This is a genomic window from Tenacibaculum sp. SDUM215027, from assembly GCF_050566205.1.
Classification (GTDB): Bacteria; Bacteroidota; Bacteroidia; order Flavobacteriales; family Flavobacteriaceae; genus Polaribacter.
In genome coordinates, this window is sequence record NZ_JBNXUE010000001.1 from 238,157 (window position 1) to 255,368 (window position 17,212).

14 protein-coding genes are annotated in these 17,212 nt (G+C 34.0%); 2 read left to right on the forward strand and 12 right to left on the reverse strand.

Annotation, left to right across the window (positions count from 1 at the left end):
• Nucleotides 1-163: 163 nt before the first annotated feature.
• The 8 genes from ACQYZ7_RS01060 to ACQYZ7_RS01095 form a co-directional block, all read right to left on the reverse strand.
• A complete protein-coding gene (locus tag ACQYZ7_RS01060) occupies nucleotides 164-1,138 on the reverse strand; it encodes an HNH endonuclease (protein ID WP_430727964.1) in 975 nt (324 codons plus the stop codon).
• A complete protein-coding gene (locus ACQYZ7_RS01065) occupies nucleotides 1,119-2,789 on the reverse strand; it encodes an AAA family ATPase (protein WP_430727965.1) in 1,671 nt (556 codons plus the stop codon). Before ACQYZ7_RS01065 ends, ACQYZ7_RS01060 begins: the two co-directional genes overlap by 20 nt.
• A gap of 866 nt (nucleotides 2,790-3,655) precedes the next feature.
• Nucleotides 3,656-4,084 carry a VOC family protein gene (locus ACQYZ7_RS01070; RefSeq protein ID WP_430727966.1) on the reverse strand — a complete coding sequence of 143 codons (429 nt, stop codon included), beginning with the start codon at nucleotides 4,082-4,084 and terminating at the stop codon, nucleotides 3,656-3,658.
• A gap of 161 nt (nucleotides 4,085-4,245) precedes the next feature.
• A complete protein-coding gene (locus tag ACQYZ7_RS01075) occupies nucleotides 4,246-4,713 on the reverse strand; it encodes an OsmC family protein (protein ID WP_430727967.1) in 468 nt (155 codons plus the stop codon).
• Nucleotides 4,710-5,123 (reverse strand): amino acid-binding ACT domain-containing protein, encoded by a 414-nt coding sequence (locus ACQYZ7_RS01080; protein ID WP_430727968.1) that lies wholly within the window; start codon nucleotides 5,121-5,123, stop codon nucleotides 4,710-4,712. The genes ACQYZ7_RS01075 and ACQYZ7_RS01080 overlap by 4 nt, the downstream gene beginning before the upstream one ends.
• A gap of 419 nt (nucleotides 5,124-5,542) precedes the next feature.
• The gene (locus ACQYZ7_RS01085; protein WP_430727969.1) at nucleotides 5,543-7,084 is read right to left on the reverse strand and encodes an acyl-CoA carboxylase subunit beta; all 1,542 of its coding nucleotides are present in this window, start codon (nucleotides 7,082-7,084) and stop codon (nucleotides 5,543-5,545) included.
• Between the two features lie 132 nt (nucleotides 7,085-7,216).
• Entirely contained in the window at nucleotides 7,217-8,653 is a 1,437-nt protein-coding gene (gene accC / locus ACQYZ7_RS01090) for an acetyl-CoA carboxylase biotin carboxylase subunit (protein ID WP_430727970.1), read from the reverse strand.
• 1 nt (nucleotide 8,654) lies between these two features.
• The gene (locus tag ACQYZ7_RS01095; RefSeq protein WP_430727971.1) at nucleotides 8,655-9,140 is read right to left on the reverse strand and encodes a biotin/lipoyl-containing protein; all 486 of its coding nucleotides are present in this window, start codon (nucleotides 9,138-9,140) and stop codon (nucleotides 8,655-8,657) included.
• Between the two features lie 466 nt (nucleotides 9,141-9,606).
• Between ACQYZ7_RS01095 and ACQYZ7_RS01100 the strand changes: the two genes are divergently transcribed.
• Together ACQYZ7_RS01100 and ACQYZ7_RS01105 are read left to right on the forward strand one after the other, a co-directional pair.
• A complete protein-coding gene (locus ACQYZ7_RS01100) occupies nucleotides 9,607-11,988 on the forward strand; it encodes a TonB-dependent receptor (RefSeq protein WP_430727972.1) in 2,382 nt (793 codons plus the stop codon).
• 106 nt (nucleotides 11,989-12,094) lie between these two features.
• Nucleotides 12,095-12,601: a hypothetical protein gene (locus tag ACQYZ7_RS01105; RefSeq protein WP_430727973.1), complete on the forward strand. Its 507-nt coding sequence runs from the start codon at nucleotides 12,095-12,097 to the stop codon at nucleotides 12,599-12,601.
• Nucleotides 12,602-12,645: 44 nt separating this feature from the next.
• Here the strand turns inward: ACQYZ7_RS01105 and ACQYZ7_RS01110 are convergent, their stop codons facing one another.
• Genes ACQYZ7_RS01110 through ruvB form a run of 4 tightly spaced genes read right to left on the reverse strand, consistent with a single transcriptional unit; the run spans nucleotide 12,646 to nucleotide 17,210 of the window.
• Complete coding sequence (locus tag ACQYZ7_RS01110; protein ID WP_430727974.1) at nucleotides 12,646-13,026, reverse strand: rhodanese-like domain-containing protein; 381 nt, start codon at nucleotides 13,024-13,026, stop codon at nucleotides 12,646-12,648.
• A gap of 5 nt (nucleotides 13,027-13,031) precedes the next feature.
• Complete coding sequence (locus ACQYZ7_RS01115; RefSeq protein ID WP_430727975.1) at nucleotides 13,032-14,441, reverse strand: MBL fold metallo-hydrolase; 1,410 nt, start codon at nucleotides 14,439-14,441, stop codon at nucleotides 13,032-13,034.
• Nucleotides 14,442-14,451: 10 nt separating this feature from the next.
• On the reverse strand, nucleotides 14,452-16,182 hold the full coding sequence (locus tag ACQYZ7_RS01120) for a SulP family inorganic anion transporter (protein WP_430727976.1): 1,731 nt from the start codon (nucleotides 16,180-16,182) through the stop codon (nucleotides 14,452-14,454).
• Between the two features lie 5 nt (nucleotides 16,183-16,187).
• The gene (gene ruvB, locus ACQYZ7_RS01125; RefSeq protein WP_115899343.1) at nucleotides 16,188-17,210 is read right to left on the reverse strand and encodes a Holliday junction branch migration DNA helicase RuvB; all 1,023 of its coding nucleotides are present in this window, start codon (nucleotides 17,208-17,210) and stop codon (nucleotides 16,188-16,190) included.
• Between the last annotated feature and the right edge of the window lie 2 nt (nucleotides 17,211-17,212).

Consider the following 17,212-nt stretch of genomic DNA (forward strand, 5'->3'; position numbering starts at 1 on the left):
CTTTACTTTAAAATAAAGTAGATTTAATGTTTTTCAACGGTAAATTGTATGAGTAGTGGCAGATTGGGTGGCACTTCCCTGTCAAACCGCTACGCAGTTTGAGCGGGCTGCAAACCTTGATAATTAACACTTTCCCTGCCATTACTTATACAAAATGTTAGCATTAGTTGTTCCAATTTTCCAAGTATATATCTCTTTTAATTTTGCCCATTTTATGAGAAGTAATCTCGTTGCTATCAACTGGAAAATCGGCCAATTGCATTAGCTCTTTTGTACCATCATCTCCAAAAAGACTCACAAACTCATCCTTTTTATTTTCAGTCACCTTATAGATGATATTTAGTTTCTGCAATAACTCTTTTTTAGCGGTGTCATATCGCTGGATAATATTCAAATCTATTATTGAGTTATCTGGGAAACCATTTTCTATACTATATGAAAAACTAAAGTCATTTATATCCATACCATAAATAAAGGGAGTATCAAGTTTAAATCTAAAGTGCTCATCAAAAGACTTGTCAAAAGGGTTAATGTGTGTATCAATTAGAAATAAAGTTTCTCCTTTAAATCTTGAATTGCAATTATGACAAGAGGGTATTAAATTATATAACGATAATGATAAAAATGGATATTTGCTCTGAGGAATAAAGTGGTCTAAATCTAGTAAAGCTAAATCATTATTTCCAATATTTCTAGTAACGATACTTAACTCGTCAAAGTTGCAATATGGGCAAGGAGTCCTATCTTGAAAACCTAGTTCCCTTAAATGGTTTATGCAAAAATCGGAACTTCTAAATGTTTTATAGTTGAAAATCTCTTTTATTCTCTTTGCTATTTTTGAATCTACTTTTTTCCCTTTTTCATCAAAGTCGTAAAATATGTCTTCTGGAAAAGTGGTGTCAAAATGATTTACTATCTCATTTAGTACTATGGGGCTTCCAGTAATGATATTCTTTAGTCTAATTCTAAGGAATCGGTAAACTCTAGATTCAATTTCACTTTGCGCACTTTCATACTCCTCTTTAAGCTTTGTTATTAGTGCACGTTTCATCAACCCCCCAACTTTTTTTACAGGGTTAAAATGCTTGAAGAAGTCAACCTCTAATTGGTGATTATTATTAATTACTAATTTTAGCATCTTCTAACATTTTTGAAAGTTTCAATTTAATAACATCATCCCCAACGATTGAAATAATGTGAGTAATCTTATTCAAATTTTTCTTCTCTATTACTGGTTCTTTTAACAACTCAACGACTTCTTTTATTTTTGAAAACGCAAACTTGCTGATTGTTCCACTGTTTAGGAAGAATGAATTCGCATACAAATCAAGAAGGTTTGCTCCAAAAGTTTCCGCATTTGACTCTTCGTAAGGTTTTACCATACACATTTCTTCTTCATTCCTATCTAGATAGATTATATTTCTTCTGGGTAAATCTGAGACTAAAAATGGAGAATGCGATGTTAATATTATTTGAATATCTACTTTCACAATTGAGCGTAGGTAATGAAGTAACCTATTTAAGAATTCTTGCTGCCACATTGGATGTAAGTATAAATCACCTTCATCGATACAAATAATAATACTTGGTTTATTATTAATTTTTTTTCGAACAGAATAGAATTGCGAAAATACATTTAGAAAAGCCTTATGGCCTGAGCTAATACCTCCCCAGGAAAGCTCAATTATTCTATTATGATTAAAAATAGTTAGATAATCTTTTAGTATTTTTTTATTCTTAGCATTTAAATCGATTAAATAATATGACCTTGATTGAGTATACTTCCCTTCTTTTATTAATTGTGGATTTAAATATTCAATAGCCCTTTCGAAGTCCATTAAGGACATTGCCTCCTTTTTATTTAAACTGCCAATTTGAGTAAATTCATAAAAAACCTTTTCGATAAATTTTTTTGTAGATTCAATCAGCTCTTTTGTGTTTTGCATTGAAATTTGTTCAAAAGAACGTAAAAACAAATTTTGTAAGTTGCTTATATCAGGATTTACCTCAAATAGTTCACGATTTCTTTTTTGGGTTTCATTAATAGCTTCAAATAGAACAAATGAGTATAAAGAATAGATATATGAATAGGTAAAGTGCTTTATAGGATTTGAGGTTTTTAAAATGCTTTTAAACCTAATACTTACTTCTTCCAAAATCTTATTGTCAATATTGGTTATGTCTCGATTATATCTCGAATAAGATGATTTAGTAATTGTAGATATAATTAAAGATTTTGGACTTTCTAAGTCTAATCCATTATAATCCTCCGTTAATAGAAATTTAAATTGATTTAATATATCACTTTTCCTTCTAGTTAAAGATTTGCTTGGAGTCAAATTGATTACAGTACCGGGAATGTTTAATTCTCTATCATCTTGAATATTTGAAAAGTACGCAAGATTTAGGTTCTTTAATTCATCAGAATCCTGTATCTTTTTTGTTGGAATGGTGCACTTAACTTCAGAATTAATATTTGTATATATATTAAGTCCATCTTTATAATCAGATTTAAAAGCAGCCAAAAATTCAAAAGTAAGAGTGCTTTTGCGGCTCTTTATAATTGTAGAAATTAGTTCTAAAAGGTTACTTTTCCCTGTTGAATTTTTTCCAATAATAGCTGTAACATTCACAATTCCATTACCAAAAACATTGTGCTTTTTTTCAATTGATTTATGTATTAGTTGGCTTTCTTGATGTCTAAATTCTATTTCCAAACTATCCGAAAGATTGAATCCTATGTTGTTAAAGTTTCGGTATCCATTAACCCATAAATATGCTAGTTCCATTTTCTTATTTCTTGTAGAGTACAGGTTTTGTTTTCAATTAATGCTAACTCATTATATACCAAACTTTAGTTCTTTTATCCCGATAAAAGCATGGTGCATCATAAAGTTTAGCAATTTTTATACGCTATCAAATATATTAAAATCAATATCTTATCCAAAGTAAAGTTATTAACGAGTTACTGTTATTTGTTAATTAATTATAAAAGCTAATTGCTGTTACAATTCTCGCGAACCTAACACTAAGTATGTATACATTCTTACGGAATCCCATAACCTCAGCTATTTAAGTCATAAAAGTTGTTTTTTAGAGTAGCAACGGTTCTTTATATCACGGTTTTGGGTCGCTGATATTACGGCATGCTCCGTTAACACCACGGCATGGGTTGCTGATATCACGGCATGCTCCGTTAACATCACGGCATGGGTCGCTGATATCACGGCATGCTCCGTTAACATCACGGCATGGGTCGCTGATATCACGGCACGCTCCGTTAACACCACGGCATGGGTCGCTGATACTACGGCATGCTCCGTTAACACCACGGCATGGGTCGCTGATATCAAGATGTACCAATCACCACAACGGGAAGTTATTGGTTGAGTCGAATGTGTAAGAATATTTTTATATAAAAGAAACTGTCTAAAAAGTAACTAACGTCATTACCAATCCCGATACTTTGGGATGAAGTAATCTGTATATCTTGAACTAGAAACGTAAAGATTACTTCATTTCATTCGTAATGATATTTTTTTATGTCACTCCTGCGGAGGCAGGAGCCTCTGGTAAAAAAACACATCATCTATATTTAGATTCCTACTTCCATAGGAATGATAGCAATAGTCTTTTGCTTACCTTGCTATCTCATTTATTCTGAAAGATTCAGCTGCCATGAAATCCCATATTTGTCTTGACACCATCCGAATTTTTTACCAAACCCGTAATCCCCTGAGCCTGCATAGTTATCAAGAGGAACCATTACCTGTCCCTCATTTGAGGATAGTTTTTCGAATAATGTTTGTATCTCATCTTCAGTATTACAAGAAACAAACAACGACACTCCCGGTGTAAATGACCAAGCGTGATTGTAGTTACTTTCGGAAACCATGTAGTCCACTCCGTTTAAATTAAATACTCCATGTTTTATAAGGTCGGGTGCTCCTCCTTCCTCTCCTTCTAAATATTTTATTATCCTTTTAATTTCCGAATTTGGAAATATTGAAGTGTAGAAATTTATCGCTTCTTCTGCCTTTCCGCATTGATTACCCACAAATGTTAGAAATGTTGTTGTTTTCATCTTTTTGAAGTTTAGTTAAAACGAAATATTTTATGTATGATTTAAGCACCTACAATTTAATAAATACAAACCGAATAGAATATCCGCGATGATTTTAGTAGTGTGAGTACCTTTCATAGAACACAGTATTGGTGGTTTGGTGTTCCTTTTCTTTAATTTTACTAAGTTGAACAAATGGGATTATGTAACACTTTAAAATTTACAGAGTTTGCTATAAAACAACATTCATTAGCTTTTTTATGTAGTTCAATTGCTTTTTCTATCATTGAGTCTTCTGAAACTACAACGGTTGGGCTTAAACTAACCTCAGAGAAATGCCCACTACCATTTGGTTTAGTGATCATAATACCTGTTGCTCTATCTATGTATTTAGTTACAATTATGTTAGATTCAGAACATAAATGTAGATACCAAAGCATATGGCATGAGGATAAAGAAGCTAGTAAAAGTTCTTCGGGATTATATTTAGTTTTATCACCTCGGAATTCTGGGTCAGAAGAACATAAAATATTTGGTTTATTATCAATACTTATAATATGACTTCTTTCAAAGTCCTTGTAATTAGATGTTCCTTTACCTTTATTTCCAGTCCATTCTATGTTTGCTATATAATTATGTTGGCCTTTCATATTATATAATCTTCATTATTCCACCATTTTTTCATCCACTTCTCCGAAACTTGTTTTCCCTTCTCATAATTATCAACAACTACAATTAATTGATTTGAATGGTCACTATATTGCGTTAAAATATTCACATTAGCATCTGCTAATTCTTTACAAAACACACCTAATTGACCAGGTATATCTTGTCTAAGTTTCTGAATTATTACATTACTTATTTTTGTTACTTTTATTCCAGCTTTTGCTAATTCAACTTTTGCTCTATCTGCTTCCTCTACTAAAAAATGAGCTATAGAAGAATTTCCGGTTTGGAAAACTCCTCCTCCTTCTAAACTTATATCACTTTCACCGAGTGTTTTTCCCATAAGAGCTAATTGTCCTGGCTTGTTTTCAAATAAAATTTCTATGTCTTTCATTTTTATAAATTTTAATACTTAGCAAAGTAAATGGATTTATTACGCTAACATTTCATTTGAAAATGAACAATGGAGGAAAAGAAAATAATAGACCAAAAAAAGTTAAATTTTCAAGAGATAAACAATCACTGTTTGATTTGTTAAGTGTTGCTTTGTATTGACTACCAACTGTTACTTAATTAAATATCAAATTTTAGTAGATGCTAACCCAAATAGAAAATCTGCGAGGGTTCTTAGAAGTGGAGAAGAATAAATTATGAATTTTAAACGATTTTGGCAGTAGTGTTTGACTCTTAATTATTGGGATTATTGCTATCTCTATTTAGTTAGATTGATTTTCTTTCTCCTTACATATCTCCAAAAAAAAGACGCTTCTAAAAAGAAGCGCCTTAAAAAAAATATTGATATTTCTTTATTTTTTACAACGGAATATTCCCGTGTTTTCTATTCGGTCTTTCTACTTTTTTTCCTTCTAACATCGCAAAAGCTTTGATTAGTTTCCTACGGGTGTCTTGTGGTAAAATAACCTCATCTACAAATCCGCGTTCTGCTGCACGGTACGGATTCGCAAATTTATCGGCATACTCCGCTTCCTTTTCAGCAAGTTTCGCTTCGTGATCGTCAGCTTCGGCAATTTCCTTTTTAAAGATAATTTCACTCGCTCCTTTGGCTCCCATTACCGCAATTTCTGCACTAGGCCATGCAAAGTTCATATCGGCTCCAATGTGTTTTGAGTTCATTACGTCATAAGCTCCACCATAAGCTTTACGCGTAATTACACTTACTCTTGGCACGGTAGCCTCACTTAATGCATACAGTAATTTTGCTCCGTTGGTAATAATGGCATTCCACTCTTGGTCGGTTCCTGGTAAGAATCCTGGTACATCTACCAACACCAATAACGGAATATTAAAGCAATCGCAAAAACGGGTGAATCGTGCTGCCTTTTTAGAACTGTTTACATCCAAACATCCTGCTAAGCTCATCGGTTGATTGGCTACAATCCCAACACTTCTTCCTCCTAAACGCGCAAACCCAACCACAATATTATCGGCATAATCTTTATGGATTTCAAAAAAAGAATCAGCATCGGCAATACCATCAATCACCGCACGCATATCGTACGGCTTGTTGGCATTATCTGGAACAATATTGGCTAGTTCTTCTCTAATTTCATCGCCTAATTCAAACGGTAGCTTTGCTGTAGTTTCTTGATTGTTCTGAGGCATATAACTCAACAATGTTTTGATATCTTCCAAACATTGTACATCGTTCGCTGCTGTTAAATGTGTAACTCCCGATTTGGTTGCATGTGTACTCGCTCCTCCTAACTCTTCTGAAGTTACTTCTTCATTGGTTACTGTTTTTACTACGTTAGGTCCCGTAACAAACATATAACTTGAATTTTCTACCATAACGGTAAAATCGGTCATGGCTGGTGAATATACTGCTCCACCTGCACAAGGTCCCATAATCGCAGATATTTGCGGAATTACACCCGAAGCTTGTACATTTCTGTAAAAAATATCGGCATAACCTCCTAACGAACGTACTCCTTCTTGAATACGCGCTCCACCCGAATCGTTCAATCCAATTAATGGCGCGCCTACTTTTACGGCTAAATCCATAATCTTACAGATTTTTTCGGCATGTGTTTCCGATAAGGATCCTCCAAACACCGTAAAGTCTTGTGCAAACACGTACACTAAGCGTCCGTTTACGGTTCCGTATCCCGTTATTACCCCATCACCATAAAACTTTTGATTTTCCATTCCAAAATCGGTCGTTCTATGGGTTACCAAAATGCCTACTTCTTCAAAAGAACCTTCATCTAAGAAATAATTAATACGCTCACGTGCGGTTAATTTTCCTTTTTGATGATGACGATCGATACGTTGTTGTCCGCCTCCTAATTTTGCTTCGGTTACTTTATGTTGTAATTCTTCTATTTTAGATTTCATCTATATTCTTTTTTGGGCGTTCCCCAAGGGTCGGGCTTTCCGCTATATCTTTTGTTGGTTCTCGATACTTGCTTCGCAAACTCAAACGGACAACAAAAGGATGCCGCTTTAATCCCTAACGCACATTATATATTAACAAGTTTTTAAAATACGTTGCTCTTTTAAATACTGCTGTAAGGCTACTTGTGCAGCAATCTTTGCTTCCTTTTCATATCCTGCTTCTAACAACTCAGGTGTGTAATATTTCTTTACAAAATGGGTATCGAAATTTCCTGAAGTAAAAGCTTCGTGTTCACATACGAACTTTCCAAACGGCAACGTAGTTTCTATTCCTTTAACTTTGTAATTACTAATGGCTTGCTTCATTAGCTCAATGGCTTCTTCACGTGTATTTCCATACGTAATCAATTTAGAAATCATCGGATCGTAATAAATAGGAATTTCCATTCCCTCTTCAAAACCATCATCTACACGAATATTTTCTCCTTTCGGATGTTGGTAAATTTCCAATACTCCAATACTCGGTGCAAAATTGTCTAACGGATCTTCGGCATACACACGTAATTCTAGTGCATGTCCGTTAATTTGTAAATCGTCTTGAGTAAATGATAGCTCCTCTCCTCTTGCTATTTTTATTTGCTGTTCTACTAAGTCTACTCCTGTAATAAGTTCGGTAACTGGATGCTCTACTTGTAAGCGTGTATTCATTTCTAGGAAATAGAAGTTTTTGTTTTCATCTAATAAAAACTCAACGGTTCCTGCTCCTAAATAATCACAGGCTTTTGCAACTCTTACCGCTGCGGCTCCCATGGCTTCTCTAATTTCTGGAGTTAATACACTTGATGGTGCTTCTTCAACTACTTTTTGATGGCGACGTTGTACCGAACATTCACGTTCAAATAAGTGTACTACATTACCATGGGCATCTGCCAATACTTGAATTTCAATATGGCGCGGCGAACCCACATATTTTTCTATAAACACCGAACCGTCTCCAAAAGCTGATTCTGCTTCTGAAATTGCTCGTTGCATTTGTTCTTTTATATCAGCTTCTTTTTCAACAACACGCATTCCTTTTCCTCCTCCACCTGCTGAGGCTTTGATTAAGATTGGATAGCCAATTTCATTCGCTACTTTCGATGCATATTCCACATCGGTTACCGCTTCGTCAATCCCCGGAACCATCGGAATATCATAGGCTTTTACCGCTTCTTTTGCCGCCAATTTGCTTCCCATCACCTCAATAGCATGTGTTTTCGGCCCTATAAATACGATTCCTGATTTTGCTACCGCTTCTCCAAAGGCTGCGTTTTCACTTAAAAATCCGTATCCCGGGTGAATTCCGTCTACTCCTAATTCTTTCGCTACTTCAATCATTTTATCTCCTAATAAATACGATTGATTGGAAGGTGCAGGACCAATACATACTGCTTCGTCTGCAAAAGTTACATGTGGTGAGTTTCTGTCTGCTTCCGAATAAACAGCTACCGTTTTAATTCCCATCTTTTTTGCTGTACGCATTACACGCAAGGCAATTTCTCCTCTATTTGCTACTAATATCTTTTTCATATTATTCCATTTCTATTAAAACCGTATTCTTTTCTACTTTATCACCTGCCTGAATAGCTACCGATTTTACGACTCCGTCTCTTGGTGCTTGTAAGGTGTTCTCCATTTTCATGGCTTCTAACACCAAAATTCCGTCACCTTCTTTTACTTCTTGACCAATTTCAACATCAACAGAAACAATTAACCCTGGCATTGGTGCCTTGATATCGTTTTCTTTTTTCTCTGCTGCTACTTCTAATCCTAATTCATCAATTAACATATCTAATTCATCAGAAATATTCACCTCATAGAGGTTTCCGTTGATTTGAATGGTGTATGTTTTTTTGTTGAAGTTTGTTTGAAGTATGGTGACCTGATACGATTCATTCCCCTCAAGTACGTGGTAGTTGTTTTTTGATTTTTCTACTATATCCAGCGCTTCAATTTGCGCTTCAGTAAAATCAAAATCATGCGTTTTATTAACGCTAGTTTTAAAAGATTTACTCATAAATATCTGATATTTTCACCACTAAAATATTAAAATTACAATGGAATGCATGAGCTAAATCTATAAATTGATTAGAATGTTTTTTTACTTACTTAAGAACTTACTGTTCATTTACTAACAACCCCAGAAAAACCCGCTATTTATCACTCTTAATTCATATTTCATATTTACCTTTGCACTGTTCTCATAAAGGGGTGCCTTTTGAGTTATTAGTGTTTAGTGAATAGTTGTTAGTCAACTTAAAATTCAACATTAATAGCTTATAATTAAAAGTAGGCTGAGATCATACCCAACGAACCTGGAACAGGTAATGCTGTTTAGGGAAGCGAGCGTAAATAAAAGGTCTGGTAGACCTTTTTAGCAAGTGCAAAAGTAAAGCTATGCTTTACGCTCACAATTATTCAATGTTTAACTAAAGAATAATTACCTCTTTTTATTCGATTTTGTTTTTTATAAAATGAGACCGATGTCTTTCAAACAACAACCACAAGTAAAATTGATAGCTTTTTTACTCGTATTATTTGCAACCTTAACAGCAAACGCACAAACGGTTACTTTCTCAGGAAAAGTAATTGATGGTAACCAAAAACCTTTGGTAGGTGCTACTGTTACTGTTGCCTCTCTTAACAAAGGAACTGCTACCGATTTTAATGGTGATTTTACATTAAATCTATTAAAAGGAACTTATGTTTTTAAAGTTTCTCACGTTGGTTTTGAGCCACTTTTACAGGAGGTTGTTATTAACAAGAATCAACAATTTACATTTCAGTTAACTTCTGATGAAGCTATTTTAGACGAAGTGTTGGTTTCTGCTGTTCGTGTAAAAGCAGATGCACCTGTAACACACTCTAACCTTAGCAAACAAGAAATTGAAAAACGTAATTTAGGGCAAGATATTCCTGTGCTATTAAACTATTTACCGTCAGTAACATCTTCATCTGATGCAGGTGCTGGTATTGGATACACTTATATTCGTGTACGTGGTTCGGATGCTTCTCGTGTTAACGTTACTATTAACGGAATTCCGTATAACGATGCCGAGAGTCAGGGAACTTTTTGGGTTAATATGGGAGATTTTGCTTCGTCTACACAAAGTTTACAATTACAGCGTGGTGTAGGTACTTCTACAAACGGTTCTGGAGCTTTTGGAGCTAGTTTAAACATCTTAACTGATGCTGTTTCGGAAGAAGCTGGTGGAGAAATTTCAAACGCTTTTGGTTCGTACGGAACAAGAAAGCACACCGTAAAATTTACTACTGGAAAATTAAATAATGGGTTTGAGTTCGCAGGACGTTTGTCTAACATTTATTCTGACGGATATGTTGACCGTGCTTTCACCGATTTAAAATCGTATTTCTTACAAGGTAGCTATACCGATGATAATACGTTAATTAAAGCTTTGGTTTTTGGAGGTAAAGAAAGAACCTACCAAGCTTGGTATGGTTTAACTCCTGAAGAACTAAAAGAAAATCGTCGTCAAAACCCGTATACGTACGATAATGAAACCGATAATTATTGGCAAGATCACTACCAATTACACTGGAATGAAAAATTATCTGAGAATTGGTCTACCAACATAGGTTTAAACTATACGCGTGGTAAAGGATATTACGAGCAGTTTAAAGGAGGAAGTGATGCTGCAGACTATGATGGTTTAATTGTAGATGGTAGTGATGTGATTGTTAGAAGATGGTTAGACAACCATTTTTATGTTGCTAATGCGAATGCTACTTACAAAAATGGTAAACTAGAAATTATTTCTGGAGCTTCTTATAGCACCTTTAATAACGACCATTATGGAGAAGTAATATGGGGAAGCGATTTAGCTCCAAATACCAATATTAATGACCATTACTACGATAGTACTTCTGAAAAAACAGACTTGAGTGTTTTCTCTAAAGCTACGTTTAGTCTTTCAGAGCAATTTAAAGCGTTTCTTGATTTACAAGGAAGGTTTGTAAATTATCAAACGAAAGGATTGACATCAGACAGAGCTCCTATTGATGTTGATAAAGATTATAACTTCTTTAATCCTAAGTTTGGACTTACCTATACCATAAACGACGAACATAGTTTATATGCTTCGTACGCTAAAGCGAACAGAGAACCTAATAGAAATGATTTTGAAGGTGGCAATTCTCAACATGAAAGCTTAGATGATTATGAATTAGGTTGGCGTTTGGCTAATAAAACAGTTCGATTAAATACAAACGTATACTATATGAATTATCAGAATCAGTTAATTCTTACCGGTGCTATTGACCCAAATACTGGAGAACCTTTACGTGCTTCTAGTGGTAGTAGTTATCGCTTAGGATTAGAGATTGATGCAGATATTACTTTATCTGAACAAGTATCTATGCGTCCTAACATTGCTTTTAGTAAAAATGTTAATAAGGATTACAATGCTGAAATTAATGGGGAATTACAAAATTTAGGAGATACTCCTATTACTTTTTCTCCTGACATCGTTTTTGGAAATGCCTTGATATATCAACCAATTAACAATGTACAAATCGCATTCTTATCTAAATATGTTGGAAAACAATTTATGAGTAACCTAGATAGTAGAGTATCTGATTTAGATGTTTTAAAAGGATTCTTTACGAGTGATTTAAATATTGTGTACGAGATTAAAACCAACAAAATTTTTAAATCTATTGTACTTACTGGGTTAGTAAACAACATTTTTAACAAAGAATATGTTGATAGAGGATACTATTACACATATGATTATGATGTTAAAGATAATTTAGGGAATGTTACAGGAACTGCAACAGGTGATGGTGCTGGGTACTATCCGCAAGCTACTAGAAACTTTTTAGTAGGTGCAACGTTAAAATTTTAAGTGGGAAAATGCTAGAAAAACAAAAAAACCGAGACAATTGTCTCGGTTTTTTTTATGAAGCTTCTTTTTACCTTTGACTACTCAATTAAAAAACAATCAAATTACTATGAAACTGAAAGAGATTTTAATAATATTACTTTCATTAACATGTATAGGACTTGGGATTTATTCTTTTAAATTAAACAAAGAAATTTCTCTCTTAATGGATTCTAAAAATTTTACTTTTAAATGGATAAATAATCACGAAATCTTAACTAGCTACTGGAAAGAGAACAATAAAATATCTAATCAGTTTTTTGATGTAAACTTTGATTACAATTATGAAATTGCTAGAGTTTATACTACTTATGGAAAAGTATATCAAACTTGTTTTGACAGGAATGAAAATGGCGTTTATGAAAAAACTGATTGTTATAATTCAGCTGGAGATAAAGTTGGTTATTCTCTCGATAATGATGAAGATGGAGTGCCAGAAGAATTCGTTTTAATTTATGATTCAAAAAAAGAATTAAAATTTATTGATAGTGATTTTGACGGTAAGTTTGAAAAAATCATAATAATTAATAATAGCAATGAAACTGAATTATTAATCAAAACAATATTTGAAGAGTAATTAGATGAATAAAAAATCCCGAGTGTATTACTCGGGATTTTCTTTTATTCTTTATTTTTCTCTGTCCATTCTAAATAGCCTCCTAAAACATTGTAGGCTTCATAACCTTTTTCAGCTAGAAGTTCTGTCGCTTTTTTACTTCTACCTCCAGATCTACAGTAAATATATACAGGTCGAGTTTTATCTAACTTTTCTAAAACTTTTCCTTCAAAATCATCTCCAGTAATATCTATTTTAATTGGAGTTTTAATAACTCCTTCTGACCATTCTTTTGGAGTTCTAACGTCTAATAACTGTACGTTATCTTCATTTTCTAAAACTACTTGTAGGTTTTCTACCGTGATATCTTTTGCCTCTTTGGTTTGAGGTTTACACGATACTACCATCGTTAAAAATAAACCTACTAAAAATATACCTCTTTTCATTATTCTTATTTTAAAGTTGATGGGCATACCGTTGTTGTTCTTGGAATATCAGTTTCTTTAATAGCCTTATATCCTCCAGCAACATCAATTACATTATGGAATCCTCTTGCTTTTAAAATAGAAGCTGCAATTACTGAACGGTATCCACCAGCACAGTGTACATAAAAATCTTCTTTTGTTGGAAACTCTTCTACATGTTCGTTTAAGAAATCTAACGGTGTACTTGGTGCATCTACAATATGCTCATTTGCATATTCTCCTGGTTTACGAACATCAAAAACAGGAGCCTCTTTTGTTATTGCTTCTGCTAAAGCATCTGCAGAAACAGAACGTAACATATCTACTTCTTTTCCTGCTGTTTTCCATGCATCAAAGCTTCCATCTAAATATCCTAACACGTTATCAAACCCAACGCGAGATAAGCGTGTTATAGTTGTTTCTTCTTCTCCTTCTGAAGTAACTAGTAAAATTGGTTGGGTAACATCTTTAATCAATGCACCTACCCATGGAGCAAATGTTCCTCCTAAACCAATAAATATTGATTGCGGAATGAATCCTTTAATAAACTCTGATTGATGGCGTACGTCTAATACTAACGCATCTGTTTCGTTTGCTATTTTTTCAAAGTCTGCCACCGATAATGCTCTTGCTCCACTTTTGATAACTTCATCAATAGATTGATATCCTTCCTTATTCATTTTTACATTTAAAGGAAAATACTCTGGTGGAGGTAATAATCCGTCAGTTACTTCTTTAACGAACTCCTCTTTGGTCATATCTGCGCGTAATGCATAATTGGTTTTCTTTTGATCGCCAATAGTACCTACCGTTTCTTTGCTTAAGTTCTTACCACAAGCTGATCCTGCTCCGTGTGCTGGATATACAATTACATCATCTTCAAGAATCATAATTTTTGTACGTAAACTACCGTATAACATTCCTGCTAACTCCTCTTGTGTTAAGTTTGCTGCTTTCTGTGCTAAATCTGGGCGTCCCACATCTCCTAAAAATAAAGTGTCTCCACTAAAAACTGCATGGTTCTTACCATTTGCATCTTTCAATAAATATGAAGTGCTTTCCATAGTATGCCCTGGTGTATGTAGCACTGTTATGGTAATATCTCCTAGTGTAAACACCTCTTCATCCGTGGCAATATGTGCTTCATAATTTGTCTTTGCTGTTGGTCCATATACAATTGTTGCTCCTGTTTTTTCTGCTAGGGTAACATGACCACTTACAAAATCTGCATGAAAGTGAGTCTCAAAAATATATTTGATCTTAGCGCCATCTTTTTCAGCTTTATTTATATAAGGAGCTACTTCACGTAATGGGTCAATAATAGCTATTTCTCCGTTACTTTCTATATAATAGGCTCCTTGTGCTAAACAACCTGTATAAATTTGCTCTATTTTCATAATATTATAATTATTTATACGCTTGATGTATATACTGTGCGTATTTTTTCTGATTTTGATTATCTCCTGTTTTATAAAAATTTACGGCACCGTTGGCACGCATAAAAAAGTGATCTAGACTTACAACGTCTAATAAACCTCCTCTAAAAAAGGCATCTCTTACAGGCCCCTTTACTCCTGCAAAATAAAATTGAATATTGTGTTTATTAAAGTAAATAATACGTTCTTTTAACATCTCTATTCCCGTACTATCTACTCTATTAATACTCTCTGCATCTAATACAATCAATTTTAATGCCTTCCCTTTTTCTTCTGCCATTTCGTCCAATTTATCTCGGAAATAGTTTGAGTTTGCATAAAATAATTGCGCATCAAAACGAAATACTAAGATTTCATCGTCTAAAATAACTTCCTTAAACCTATTTTTATTACGATAAAAATCCGAATTTGGTACTTTTCCTAACTCAGCTACATAGGGTCTTGAGGTTCTAAAAATTAAAACGATTAATGATAGCACTACTCCAATTAAAATTCCGTATTCAATTCCGAAGAAAATGGTAGCCAAAAAAGTAGCTAAGAGTAGCCAAAAATCTAAATTATTAGCTCTCCACAATCTTCTAGCTTCTCTTACATTTATCAAGTTAAAGACTGCGACGATAATTATTGCTGATAAAATAGTTTTTGGTAAGTGATAAAAAACGGGGGTTAAAAAAAGTAATGTAAACACTACTAAGATTGCAGAAACAATAGCAGAAACTCCTGTCGTACCTCCTGATTCACCATTGATAGCAGAACGAGAAAAACTTGACGCTGATGGATACGATTGAAATAATGATCCTACCATATTACTTAAGCCCAAAGCAACCAGTTCTTGGTTTGGTCTTACTCTATATTCATCTTGTTTGGCTTCCAGCGTTTTTCCGATTGAAATCGTTTCTAAATACCCTACCATAACTAGTGTTGCGGCTATTGGCATTAATTCACGTATTAGAGCTACATCAATTACTGGCATTGAAAATTTTGGTAACCCTGAGGGAATATCCTTTACAATAGCTACATCGGAAAGTTGTGTTCCAAAAAAACGTATGGTTACTATTCCTAATATAACAACAATTAATGCATTTGGTATTTTTTTATTAATCCTTCTAAAAATTATAATAATAGCACATGCTATTAAACCAATAATTGTGGTATTTGTTTTAAAGTATTTAAGCCTGAAAAGAATATCTTCTAGCAGTACATGGATTTGATCGCTCTGTACAAACTCTACTCCAAATAAGTTTCTAAATTGATTTAACCCAATAATTAAAGCTACTGCAGATGTAAATCCGGTTATTACAGGTCTTGATAAAAAGTTAACTATAAACCCTAATCGAAAAATCCCCATTAAAAACTGAATGGTTCCTACCACTAATGCGAGGAGTATTGCTATAGCAATATAACTTTCAGAACCTGTTAACGCTAAGGTAGAAACTCCTGTTGCTACGATTAATGAATCCATAGCTACTGGTCCGATTGCTACCTGACGTGATGTTCCAAATATAGCATACATCAATTGAGGCATTAAAGCTGCATACAATCCATAAATAGGAGGTAATCCTGCTATAAGTGCGTAGGCAATACCTTGTGGAATTAATACAATAGCGACGGTAATACCTGCAACTACATCACCTCTTAACTGCGATTTTTTATAGTTGGGTAACCATTCTAGTATCGGTATGAGTTTTTTTAGTAGTTCCATTTTATTTAAAAGAGCTCTCCTTGACTAGTTCCTTTAATTTTTCCCAAATGTTTATATGCCAAATCAGTTACTTCTCTTCCTCTTGGCGTACGCATAATAAACCCTTGTTGGATTAAAAAAGGTTCATATACTTCTTCAATTGTTTCAGCATTTTCGGCTACTGCTGTAGCTAAGGTTGTTATCCCAACTGGACCTCCTTTAAACTTATCAATAATAGTGGATAGAATTTTGTTGTCCATTTCATCTAAACCATGTGCGTCTACATTTAATGCTTTTAGGGCATATCTCGCTATTTCTATGGTAATAGTACCATCACCTTTAATCTGCGCAAAATCACGTACTCTACGTAGTAATGCATTAGCTATACGAGGTGTTCCTCTACTTCTACCAGCAATTTCGATCGCTGCTTCCATAGAAATAGGCATTTTTAAAATAAATGCACTTCGTTGTACGATGGTTGTTAGTAATTCTGTTGAATAGTAATGTAAACGACTGCTAATACCAAAACGTGCTCGCATAGGAGCTGTAAGCAATCCTGAACGCGTAGTAGCTCCAATTAATGTAAATGGTTCTAAATTAATTTGAACTGTACGTGCATTGGGCCCTGATTCGATCATAATATCGATTTTATAATCTTCCATTGCTGAATACAAGTATTCTTCTACAATAGGACTTAATCGATGTATTTCATCTATAAACAGAACATCTCGTTCATCTAAATTGGTTAGTAAACCAGCTAAATCTCCAGGCTTGTCTAATACAGGGCCTGAAGTAACTTTAATTCCCACTCCTAATTCACTCGCTAAAATATGTGCTAAGGTGGTTTTTCCTAAACCAGGAGGTCCATGAAACAAGGTATGATCAAGCGCTTCATCTCGCTGATTAGCTGCCTCAACGAAAATTTTTAAATTATCAATTGCCTGCTCTTGACCAGTGAAGTCTTCAAATGAGAGAGGACGTAGTTTCTTTTCTACATCTAACTCTTCACTTGAAAAATGAGTATTTTCAGGGTTTAGGTTTTCATTCATAT